This window comes from Streptomyces sp. NPDC005070 (assembly GCF_053600395.1).
In genome coordinates, this window is sequence record NZ_JBSFZS010000186.1 from 1 (window position 1) to 10,230 (window position 10,230).

General features: G+C 72.1%; 10 protein-coding genes. 3 read left to right on the plus strand and 7 right to left on the minus strand.

Translation table 11 applies throughout. The features are described from left to right. Together ACWEBX_RS34650 and ACWEBX_RS34655 are read right to left on the minus strand one after the other, a co-directional pair. A partial coding sequence (locus ACWEBX_RS34650; protein WP_451888726.1) for an aldo/keto reductase occupies nucleotides 1-375 on the minus strand: 375 nt, incomplete at its 3' end. A gap of 83 nt (nucleotides 376-458) precedes the next feature. Next, nucleotides 459-1,232, minus strand: coding sequence for a nuclear transport factor 2 family protein (locus tag ACWEBX_RS34655; protein ID WP_451888727.1), 774 nt, complete (start codon nucleotides 1,230-1,232; stop codon nucleotides 459-461). A 216-nt stretch (nucleotides 1,233-1,448) separates the two neighbouring features. Here ACWEBX_RS34655 and ACWEBX_RS34660 point away from each other — a divergent pair, with 216 nt between their 5' ends. Both ACWEBX_RS34660 and ACWEBX_RS34665 read left to right on the plus strand, forming a co-directional pair. Further along, entirely contained in the window at nucleotides 1,449-1,949 is a 501-nt protein-coding gene (locus ACWEBX_RS34660) for a methylated-DNA--[protein]-cysteine S-methyltransferase (protein WP_451888728.1), read from the plus strand. Between the two features lie 183 nt (nucleotides 1,950-2,132). Beyond that, entirely contained in the window at nucleotides 2,133-4,487 is a 2,355-nt protein-coding gene (locus ACWEBX_RS34665; RefSeq protein WP_451888729.1) for an ABC transporter, read from the plus strand. A gap of 116 nt (nucleotides 4,488-4,603) precedes the next feature. Here ACWEBX_RS34665 and ACWEBX_RS34670 read toward each other — a convergent pair whose 3' ends face one another. The 5 genes from ACWEBX_RS34670 to ACWEBX_RS34690 form a co-directional block, all read right to left on the minus strand. Next, nucleotides 4,604-5,488 (minus strand): lysophospholipid acyltransferase family protein, encoded by an 885-nt coding sequence (locus ACWEBX_RS34670; RefSeq protein ID WP_451888730.1) that lies wholly within the window; start codon nucleotides 5,486-5,488, stop codon nucleotides 4,604-4,606. 77 nt (nucleotides 5,489-5,565) lie between these two features. Next, on the minus strand, nucleotides 5,566-6,336 hold the full coding sequence (locus ACWEBX_RS34675) for a GNAT family N-acetyltransferase (protein WP_451888731.1): 771 nt from the start codon (nucleotides 6,334-6,336) through the stop codon (nucleotides 5,566-5,568). A 266-nt stretch (nucleotides 6,337-6,602) separates the two neighbouring features. Further along, nucleotides 6,603-7,352, minus strand: coding sequence for a succinate dehydrogenase/fumarate reductase iron-sulfur subunit (locus ACWEBX_RS34680; RefSeq protein ID WP_451888732.1), 750 nt, complete (start codon nucleotides 7,350-7,352; stop codon nucleotides 6,603-6,605). Beyond that, nucleotides 7,349-9,301: a fumarate reductase/succinate dehydrogenase flavoprotein subunit gene (locus tag ACWEBX_RS34685; RefSeq protein ID WP_451888733.1), complete on the minus strand. Its 1,953-nt coding sequence runs from the start codon at nucleotides 9,299-9,301 to the stop codon at nucleotides 7,349-7,351. Before ACWEBX_RS34685 ends, ACWEBX_RS34680 begins: the two co-directional genes overlap by 4 nt. A gap of 1 nt (nucleotide 9,302) precedes the next feature. After that, entirely contained in the window at nucleotides 9,303-9,974 is a 672-nt protein-coding gene (locus tag ACWEBX_RS34690; protein WP_451888734.1) for a succinate dehydrogenase, read from the minus strand. 120 nt (nucleotides 9,975-10,094) lie between these two features. Between ACWEBX_RS34690 and ACWEBX_RS34695 the strand changes: the two genes are divergently transcribed. Beyond that, a partial coding sequence (locus tag ACWEBX_RS34695; protein WP_451888735.1) for a LysR family transcriptional regulator occupies nucleotides 10,095-10,230 on the plus strand: 136 nt, incomplete at its 3' end.

The window sequence follows — 10,230 nt, forward strand, 5'->3', positions numbered from 1 at the left end:
GAGGTCGATGTAGTCGGTGCCGAGGCGGCGCAGACTGTTGTCGATCTCCGTCATGATCGCCTTGCGGGACAGGCCACGGCCGTTGGGGCCCTCGTGCATCGCGCCGTTGACCTTGCTCGCGATGACGATCTCGTCGCGGCGCGCCGACGCGCCGAGCGCCCGCCCGACGATCTCCTCACTGGTGCCGTCCGAGTACACGTTGGCCGTGTCGAAGAAGGTGATCCCGGACTCCAGGGCCTGGCGGATCAGGAGGCGCGAGGCCTCCTCGTCCAGCGTCCAGGCGTGGACGCCCCGGTCGGGCAGGCCGAAACTCATGCAGCCGAGGCAGATCCGGGAGACGTCCAGACCCGTCGAACCGAGCTTCACGTACCGCATGCTCACTCCTGCTCTCGGTGCCGGTGGGGTGGGGCGGGGAGATCCGAGAACAGAACCCTGCCCGCGGCACGGGCCCGGCAGCCCTACTCCACGGGTGCTTCCACGTCGTCGTACACCCGCGCCGACGCGATCAGGCCATCGGCGCCGCGGACGCAGACCGCGAGGCCCGGCTGCGGAGGCAGCTCGGCGCCGCCCCAGCGGCCGACGACGTACTCGAACGCGCTGCGCTCGCCGTCCTCGGTCACCGTGCACAGCGTGAGCGGAATGCCGCCGCCCGCGGAGAAGAGAATGTCGTGGAGCTCGGTCAGCTCCTCGGTCCCGGTGCACCGGTCCGTGTCGGCGGACGGGCCGCGGAAGGTCCCGTCCGGTGCGAAGGCGGCGACGGCGGCCGCGGTGTCACCCGCGCCGAGGGCGGCCAGGTAGGCGCCCGCCACGCCGGAGGCGCGGGCCGACGGGTCCGGCGGCACCATCGGACGGCGCACGGCGTGCCGGCCGAGCAGCGGAAGGCGGGAGTGGTGGATCCGCACCGGGAGCGCGGAGGCGAGGTCCACCGCGACGGCCACGGGCAGTCCGACGCGCTCGCCCTCCGCACCCTCCAGATGGACGACCCACTCCCCCACGGCCCGCCCCTCGCCGAACGTGGTGGCGACCTCCTCGATCTTCGCCTTCCGTTCCGCCCTCCAGGTGTCCTGCACGGCCAGCCAGGCCGCCAGGACGGCGACGCCGCTGATCCGGCCGGCCTCCGGGTCGTCCAGGGCGACGGGTACGGTGGCCGTCGCCGGGTCGCGCAGGGCGTCGGCGAGCTCGGTGGCACCGAGCCGGCCGACGAGGTCGGGGATCTGCGGGATCCAGACCATGGGGACTCCTGGAGCGTGCGGAGTGGTCGACTTCGATCCTGTGCCCGCACCGGCCCCGGCGCGACCCCAGCGGGCCTCCTGAGGCCGCCGAGCGCATCCGTACGGCCTCGACCGGCCGTCCGCTCAGCGCCGTGTCCGAATCCCGCCGGACGGAGGCCGGTCCAGGGCGCACTGTTGAGGGTGAACACGCTGCGAGAACTCGGAAAGGACCGACCGATGACGGTCTACACGACCATGGACAGCCCGCTCGGCCGCCTGCTGCTGGTGGGTGAGGAGTCGGCCACCGCCAAGGGCGGTACGGCGCTGGCCGCGCTGTCCGTGCCGGACCAGAAGCGCGGCGCGGTCGTCCAGGACGGCTGGCAGGAGGACCCGGCGGCGTTCCGGGAGATCGTCTCCCAGCTCGGTTCGTACTTCGACGGCAGGCTGACCGCCTTCGACATCGAGTACGTGACGAGCGGCAGCGACTTCCAGCGGCGCGTCTGGAAGGCCCTGGAGACCATCCCGTTCGGCACCACGGTCAGCTACGGGGAGGTCGCCGCGCGGATCGGCGCGTCCAGGGCCGCGGTCCGCGCCGTCGGTACGGCGATCGGGGCCAACCCGCTGCTGATCGTCCGCCCCTGCCACCGTGTGATCGGCGCGACCGGGGCGCTCACCGGCTACGCCGGGGGCCTGGAACGCAAGCGGCAGCTCCTCGACCTGGAGGACGTGCCGTCCTGACCGGCGCGGGCACGTCCGGGCCGGTCGTCCTGCCGGACGGCCTTCCGCGTCCCGCCCGAGGCGCCCGGGTAGCGGGACCGGGCGCGGCCTAGAATCGTGGGGTTTGCCCCTTACCCCTGCCCCGCCGACGGCCGGGCCGCGGCCCACGGACCGCGGTACGGGCCGCCCTCAGGAGTCCCGCCGATGCCCAGCCCCGACGGCCGCCCCCTCGACCCGCACGTCCGCGTCCGCGGCGCCCGGGAGCACAATCTGCGGGGTGTCGACGTCGACATCCCGCGGGACGTCCTCGTGGTGTTCACCGGTGTGTCGGGGTCCGGGAAGTCGTCACTGGCCTTCGGCGCGATCTACGCGGAGGCGCAACGGCGGTACTTCGAGTCGGTCGCCCCGTACGCGCGGCGGCTGATCCATCAGGTGGGGGCGCCCAAGGTCGGAGAGATCACCGGGCTGCCGCCGGCGGTGTCCCTCCAGCAGCGCAGGTCGGCTCCCACCTCGCGGTCCTCCGTGGGCACGGTCACCAATCTGTCCAATTCGCTGCGGATGCTGTTCTCGCGCGCGGGCCGGTATCCGGCGGGCGCCGAGCGGCTCGACTCCGACGCGTTCTCGCCGAACACGGCCGCCGGAGCGTGCCCCGAGTGCCACGGTCTCGGACAGGTCCACCGTACGACGGAGGAGTCGCTGGTCCCCGATCCGGCGCTGTCGATCCGTGAGGGCGCGATCGCCGCCTGGCCGGGGGCCTGGCAGGGCAAGAACCTGCGGGACATCCTCGACACACTCGGCCATGACGTGGACCGGCCCTGGCGCGAACTGCCCGCCGGGGAACGGGAGTGGATCCTGTTCACGGACGAGCAGCCGGTGGTCACCGTGCATCCGGTACGCGAGGCCGAGCGGATCCAACGCCCCTATCAGGGCACCTACATGAGCGCCCGGCGCTACGTCATGAAGACCTTCTCCGACACGAAGAGCGCCACACTGCGGGCCAAGGCGGAGCGCTTCCTCACCGCCGCCTCCTGCCCCGTGTGCGGCGGCAGCAGGCTGCGGCCCGAGGCACTGGCGGTGACGTTCGCGGGGCGGAACATCGCCGAGCTGGCCGCGCTGCCGCTCGTCGAGCTCGCGAAGTCCCTCAGGGGCGACTCCGAGGCCGCCCGGGTCCTGACCGAGGACCTCGCCTCCCGTATCGCACCCGTCGTGGAGCTCGGACTCGGCTATCTCAGCCTCGACCGGGCCACCCCCACGCTCTCGGCGGGCGAACTCCAACGGCTGCGGCTGGCCACGCAGTTGCGCTCCGGGCTGTTCGGAGTGGTGTACGTCCTCGACGAGCCGTCCGCCGGGCTGCACCCGGCGGACACGGAGGCTCTGCTCACCGTGCTGGAGCGGCTGAAGGCGGCGGGCAACTCGGTGTTCGTCGTGGAGCACCACTTCGACGTCGTGCGCGGCGCGGACTGGCTGGTCGACGTGGGACCGCTGGCCGGGGAGCACGGCGGGCGGGTCCTGCACAGCGGGCCGGTCGCCGCGCTGGAGGGTGTGCCGGAGTCGGCGACGGCACGCTTCCTCTTCGGCCGCTCCCCCGAACCGGCGCGCCCGGCGCGCACGCCTCGGGGACACGTCTCGGTCGGCCCGGTGACCCGGCACAATCTGCGCGGGGTCACCGCCACGTTCCCGCTCGGTGTCTTCACCGCGGTCACCGGGGTCTCCGGTTCCGGGAAGTCCACGCTGATCGGCGAGTTGACCGAGGACCTGGCGGGTGTCGGACGGCTGGTCGGTGTCGACCAGAGACCCATCGGCCGTACGCCCCGCTCCAATCTCGCCACCTACACGGGGCTGTTCGACGTCGTGCGCAAGGTGTTCGCCGGGACGGAGGAGGCCACGGCGCGCGGCTACGGCGTGGGACGGTTCTCCTTCAACGTCGCCGGAGGGCGCTGCGAGACCTGTCAGGGCGAGGGCTTCGTCAGTGTGGAGCTGCTGTTCCTGCCCAGCACCTACGCGCCGTGTCCGGACTGCGGCGGCGCGCGCTACAACCCCGAGACGCTCGAAGTGACGTACCGGGGACGGAACATCGCGCAGATCCTGGATCTCACGGTCGAGGCGGCGGCCCGGTTCTTCGCCGACACCGGCACCCCGGCCGTCACGCGCAGTCTCGGCACCCTGCTCGACGTGGGCCTCGGCTATCTGCGGCTGGGCCAGCCCGCCACGGAGTTGTCGGGCGGCGAGGCCCAGCGCATCAAGCTGGCGAGCGAGTTGCAGCGGATCCGGCGGGGGCACACCTTCTATCTTCTCGACGAGCCGACGACGGGACTGCATCCGGCCGATGTCGAGGTGCTGATGGGCCAGTTGCACGGGCTCGTCGACGCCGGTCACACCGTCGTGGTGGTGGAGCACGACATGACGGTGGTGGCGGGCGCCGACTGGGTGATCGACCTGGGCCCGGGCGGGGGCGACGAGGGCGGCCGGATCGTGGCCGCCGGGCCACCCGGACAGGTGGCGACGGCACCCGGCCGGACGGCGCCCTACCTCGCCCGAGCACTCGCCGGGCACCGCTAGGCCGGTTCCTCGGGCTCCCTCCGCCCCACCCGCTCGGTCCCCGGCGCCTCCCGCACAGACCGCGGGATGCGGTGCGGCCTCCCGCGCGGACCGCGGCGTCCCCCGCGTTCCGCGGTTCACGGGGCGGCTCGAGGGTGCCGGGGGTGTGCCCCGGGGCGTGGAGTGGGGGCGCCGCACTGTGCCGCTTCGGCCAGGGAGCGCCGGTCGGGGTGGCCGCCTGGCGGGAGCGGGTGCCGTAGCGTCACCTCGGCCACCAGGCCGCGCGCCGATACCACGCGCCACAGCGAGGCGAGCAGCGAGTCCTCGCCGACGAACGCGGGCGCGGTACTCGCCGCCCCGTCGGCGAACCCGTACCGGATGCGCACCGGCTGGACCGGCGCGCCGGCGTCCAGCGCGGCCTGGAACAGGGCCCTGCGGTAGCGGCCCCGGGCACGGCCGCACCAGGTGCTGCCCTCCGGGAACGCGGCGACGGCCGAGCCGCCGCGCAGGGCCTCGGCGACCTCCCGCACCGTGCCGGGCAGGGCGCGCAGCCGGTCGCGGTCGATGAAGAGTGTGCCGCCGCGGGCCGCGAGCGCGCCCAGCACGGGCCAGCCGCGCACCTCCTTCTTGGCGACCATCCGCGCCGGGCGAACGGCGGCCAGCAGGGGGATGTCCAGCCACGAGATGTGGTTGGACACGATCAGCACCCCGCCGGTGGGCCGGACGGCTCCGGTGATGCGGGTGCGGACCCCGGCCGTGTGCACCAGGGCCAGACACCAACGGCGGATCCACCTCTGGCGTGACCGGTCCCGCAGCAGTCCGACGAGCGGGATCAGGGCGACCCCGAGGACGACCACGGCCAGCAGGGCGGCCAGCCGCAGGACGGCGCGCGGGACGCCCGTCCAGGGCCGCGCGGACTCCACGCAGCCGCGCGGGGAGCAGGGTGCGGTGGGCAGCCAGGCACTGGCTGTCCGGATGGGGCCGGCGGCGGGCCGCCGCGGTGCTGGGACTCCGGGGAGCACCGTCGTCTCCGGCCCTGCGGCGGGCCGGAGGCGACGGGGAGCCGCGAGACGCGGCGCTCCGGTGCGGGGCGTGCTCATCAGGCGGGGACGAGCGAGAGGAAGTGCCGCAGATAGCGCGGGTTGACCCGGCGCATCGACAGCAGCACGTACATGTCGGCGACCCCGAAGTCCGTGTCGTGCGCGGGCTCGCCGCACACCCAGGCGCCGAGGCGCAGATAGCCGCGCAGCAGCGGGGGCAGTTCGGTGCGGGCGGGACGGGCGACGCCCTCGGGGCTCCAGGGCAGCAGCGGGCGGACGCGGAACTCCTCGGGGGACAGGTGCTTGGCCGCGACCCGGTCCCAGGTGCCCGCGGCGAGGGTGCCGCCGTCGGCGAGCGGTATCGAGCAGCAGCCGGCGAGCCATTCGTGGCCGCCGTCGACCATGTAGCGGGCGATCCCGGCCCAGATCAGTCCGATGACCGCGCCGTCGCGGTGGTCGGGGTGGACGCAGGAGCGGCCGACCTCGACCAGTCCGGGGCGAATTCCGGCCAGCGGACCGAGGTCGAACTCGCTCTCGGAGTAGAGCCGCCCGGCGACCGCGGCGCGCTCGGGCGGCAGCAGTCGGTAGGTGCCGACGACCTGCCCCGATTCCGTGTCGCGGACCAGCAGGTGGTCGCAGTACGCGTCGAAGGCATCGATGTCGAGGCCCGGCTGCGGGGTGTTCAGGAGGGCGCCCATCTCCCCGGCGAAGACGTCGTGGCGGAGCCGCTGCGCTGCCCGGACATCGGCCTCGTCGCGGGCCAGCGTGACGGTGTAGCGGGTGGGGGCGAGGGGCTCGGTCGGGCTGTCGAGGGTGGAAACGCCGGTCATGGCACTCTCCTGGTCACGGGCCGGTTCGGCGGAGGGGATACCCCTTGCTCAAAGGGAGTCGAGAGCTCGGGGGGAGGCAGGCCGGATCCGAACGGTCTGCGCGCTCCTGTTCTTCCGACGCCGGTTGGCGCCTGCGTGACCAGTGCCAGGAGGGCGGATGTGAGGATGCTGAATGACAGGGGTGCCCGGAAAAGCGAGACGGGACCGGGGTAGGAGCACCACACCCGGTCCCGCCCGTCCGCACCGTACGGCGAACGACTTTGTGCCTAACGTTTGCCCGCTCCACGGGCGGCGCGCAGCCACTCCTTGTTCATGGAGGTGATGGAGAACAGCGGGATGCCCTTGGGGCAGGCGGTCGCGCACTCCCCGGTGAGGGTGCAGCCGCCGAAGCCCTCCGCGTCCATCTGCCCGACCATGTCGAGCACCCGGGTCTCCCGCTCGGGGGCGCCCTGCGGCAGGACGTTCAGGTGGTTGATCTTGGCCGAGGTGAACAGCATGGCGGCGCCGTTCGGGCAGGCCGCCACGCAGGCGCCGCAGCCGATGCACTCGGCGTGCTCGAAGGCGAAGTCGGCGTCGGGCTTGGGGACGGGGGTGGCGTGCGCCTCGGGCGCGGCGCCGGTCGGGGCGGTGATGTAGCCGCCGGCCTGGATGATCCGGTCGAAGGCGGAGCGGTCGACCACGAGGTCCTTGACGACCGGGAAGGCGGCGGCCCGCCACGGCTCGATGTCGATCGTGTCGCCGTCGCGGAAGGAGCGCATGTGGAGCTGGCAGGTGGTGGTGCGCTCGGGTCCGTGCGCGTCGCCGTTGATGACCAGGCTGCACGCGCCGCAGATGCCCTCACGGCAGTCGTGGTCGAAGGCGACGGGGTCGTCGCCGGACAGGATGAGCTCCTCGTTGAGGGTGTCGAGCATCTCCAGGAAGGACATGTCGGCCGAGATGCCGTCCACCTCGTACGTGGACATCGCTCCGTCGGCGTCGGCGTTCTTCTGCCGCCAGACGCGCAGGGTGAGCTTCATGCGTAGCTCCGCTGGGTGGGGTGGACGTACTCGAAGACCAGGTCTTCCTTGTGCAGGACGGGTGCTGTGCCGGTGTCGGTGAACTCCCAGGCGGCCGCGTACGAGAACTCCTCGTCCCGGCGGGCGGCCTCGCCGTCGGGGGTCTGGGACTCCTCGCGGAAGTGGCCGCCGCAGGACTCGGCGCGGTGCAGCGCGTCGAGGCACATCAGCTCGGCGAGTTCGAGGTAGTCGACGACGCGGTTGGCCTTCTCCAGGGACTGGTTGAACTCCTCGCCGGTGCCGGGCACCTTGATGCGCCGCCAGAACTCGTCGCGGATCTGCGGGATGCGCTCCAGTGCCTTGCGCAGGCCGCTCTCCGTGCGGGCCATCCCGCAGAACTCCCACATGAGTTCGCCGAGTTCGCGGTGGAAGGAGTCTGGGGTGCGGTCCCCGTCGACGGCCAGCAGCAGGTTGACACGGTCCTCGGTCTCGGCCAGCACCTCCTGCACGGCGGGGTGTTCGGTGGTGACAGGCTGCTGCTCCGGGTTGCGGGCGAGGTAGTCGTTGATCGTCGACGGCAGGACGAAGTAGCCGTCCGCGAGCCCCTGCATGAGGGCGGAGGCGCCGAGCCGGTTCGCGCCGTGGTCGGAGAAGTTGGCCTCGCCGATCGCGAACAGGCCGGGGACGGTGGTCTGGAGGTCGTAGTCGACCCACAGTCCGCCCATCGTGTAGTGCACGGCGGGGTAGATCCGCATGGGCACGGTGTACGGGTCCTCGGCGGTGATCCGGGCGTACATGTCGAAGAGGTTGCCGTACTTCTCCTCGACCGCCTCGCGGCCCATGCGCCGGACGGCGTCGGCGAAGTCGAGGTAGACGCCCTGGCCGCCGGGGCCCACGCCCCGGCCCTCGTCGCAGACGTTCTTGGCGGCGCGGGAGGCGATGTCGCGGGGCACGAGGTTGCCGAAGGAGGGGTAGATGCGCTCCAGGTAGTAGTCGCGCTCGTCCTCGGGGATCTCGTTCGGCGGGCGGGTGTCGCCGTGCGCCCTGGGGACCCAGATGCGGCCGTCGTTGCGCAGCGATTCGCTCATCAGCGTGAGCTTGGACTGGTGGTCGCCGGTGCGCGGGATGCAGGTGGGGTGGATCTGGGTGAAGCAGGGGTTGGCGAAATAGGCGCCGCGCCGGTGGGCCCGCCAGACGGCGGTGGCGTTGGAGTTCATGGCGTTCGTCGAGAGGTAGAAGACGTTGCCGTAGCCGCCGCTGGCGAGAACGACGGCGTCCGCGAAGTAGGTGTCGATACGGCCCGTGATCAGGTCCCGGGCGACGATGCCGCGGGCGCGTCCGTCGACCACGATCAGGTCCAGCATCTCGGTGCGCGGGTGCATCTCGACATTGCCGGCGGCGATCTGCCGGGACAGCGCCTGGTAGGCGCCGAGCAGGAGCTGCTGGCCGGTCTGGCCGCGGGCGTAGAAGGTGCGGGAGACCTGGACGCCGCCGAAGGAGCGGGTGTCGAGCAGGCCGCCGTACTCGCGCGCGAACGGCACGCCCTGGGCGACGCACTGGTCGATGATCTCGACCGAGATCTGTGCCAGGCGGCGGACGTTGGACTCGCGGGCCCTGAAGTCGCCGCCCTTGACCGTGTCGTAGAAGAGCCGGTGCACGGAGTCGCCGTCGTTGCGGTAGTTCTTCGCCGCGTTGATACCGCCCTGCGCGGCGATCGAGTGGGCGCGGCGCGGGGAGTCCTGGTAGCAGAACTGGACGACGTGGTAGCCCTGTTCGGCGAGGGTGGCGCCCGCGGAGCCGCCCGCGAGGCCGGTGCCGACGACGATCACGGTGTGCTTGCGGCGGTTGGCGGGGTTGACCAGCTTGGCCTCGAAGCGGCGCCTGTCCCAGCGCTCCTCGACCGGGCCGGCCGGTGCCTTGCTGTCGGCGAGGGGTTCGCCGGTCGCGAAGTGGGCGTATTCAGAGGTCATTTCAGCTCACCACTCCGGTCATGACGCCCACGGGTACGGCGATGAAGCCCGCCGTGAGCAGCAGCGCGAGGGCATTCGCGATGGTCTTCAGTGCGCGGTCGCGGGTGCGGTTGCCGGCGCCGAGAGTCTGGGCTGCGCTCCAGAAGCCGTGCCGGATGTGCAGGCCGAGCGCCAGCATCGCGACGATGTAGATGACGTTGCCGTACCAGGTGGAGAAGGTGTCCACGACGTTCTGGTAGGGGTGGCCCTCCTGGAAGCCGCCGGAGTGCACGGTGCCGGTGGTCAGGTCGAGGAGGTGCCAGACGATGAACAGGCCGAGGATGATCCCGCCCCAGCGCATCGTGCGGGTGGCGTAGCTCGCGCCGCGCTTCCTGTGCACGTACTGGGCGGGCCGGGCCTTGATGTCGCGCCGGCTGAGCTGGTACGCGGAGGTGGCGTGCGCGACCACGGCGACGACCAGGACCACACGCACGAGCCACAGCGTCCACTCGTAGTGCATGAACGGTTCGCCGATGGTGCGCAGCCAGTGCGCGTAGTGGTTGAACTCACCCGCCCCGAAGTAGATCTTCAGGTTCCCGATCATGTGGGCGACCAGGTAGAGCAGCATGATCAGGCCGCTGACGGCCATCACGGTCTTCTTGCCGACGGAGCTGTCCCACACGGTGCGCGCCAAGGACGGTCGTCGGTCCGTCCGCGTTGCCAGAGCCATGAGAAGAGACGGTAGATCGCGGGGTACCGATCGGTCCAAGACATGAAACGGCTGGTTTCCATAGACCTGGGCTATGGTCGAGGGGTGCAGTTCCACCAGCTCCAGTACTTCGTGGCCGTCGCGGAGACCCGGCACTTCACCCGGGCCGCCGACCTGGTGCACGTCGCGCAGCCCTCGCTGTCCCAGCAGATCAAGGCGCTGGAGCGGGAGTTGGGAGCAG

Bases quoted from the DNA above. Each gene is read 5' to 3' on its own strand.
- ACWEBX_RS34655 (WP_451888727.1), bottom strand. From the start codon at position 1,232: ATGGTCTGGATCCCGCAGATCCCCGACCTCGTCGGCCGGCTCGGTGCC.
- ACWEBX_RS34660 (WP_451888728.1), top strand. From the start codon at position 1,449: ATGACGGTCTACACGACCATGGACAGCCCGCTCGGCCGCCTGCTGCTG.
- ACWEBX_RS34665 (WP_451888729.1), top strand. From the start codon at position 2,133: ATGCCCAGCCCCGACGGCCGCCCCCTCGACCCGCACGTCCGCGTCCGC.
- ACWEBX_RS34675 (WP_451888731.1), bottom strand. From the start codon at position 6,336: ATGACCGGCGTTTCCACCCTCGACAGCCCGACCGAGCCCCTCGCCCCC.
- ACWEBX_RS34680 (WP_451888732.1), bottom strand. From the start codon at position 7,352: ATGAAGCTCACCCTGCGCGTCTGGCGGCAGAAGAACGCCGACGCCGAC.
- ACWEBX_RS34685 (WP_451888733.1), bottom strand. From the start codon at position 9,301: ATGACCTCTGAATACGCCCACTTCGCGACCGGCGAACCCCTCGCCGAC.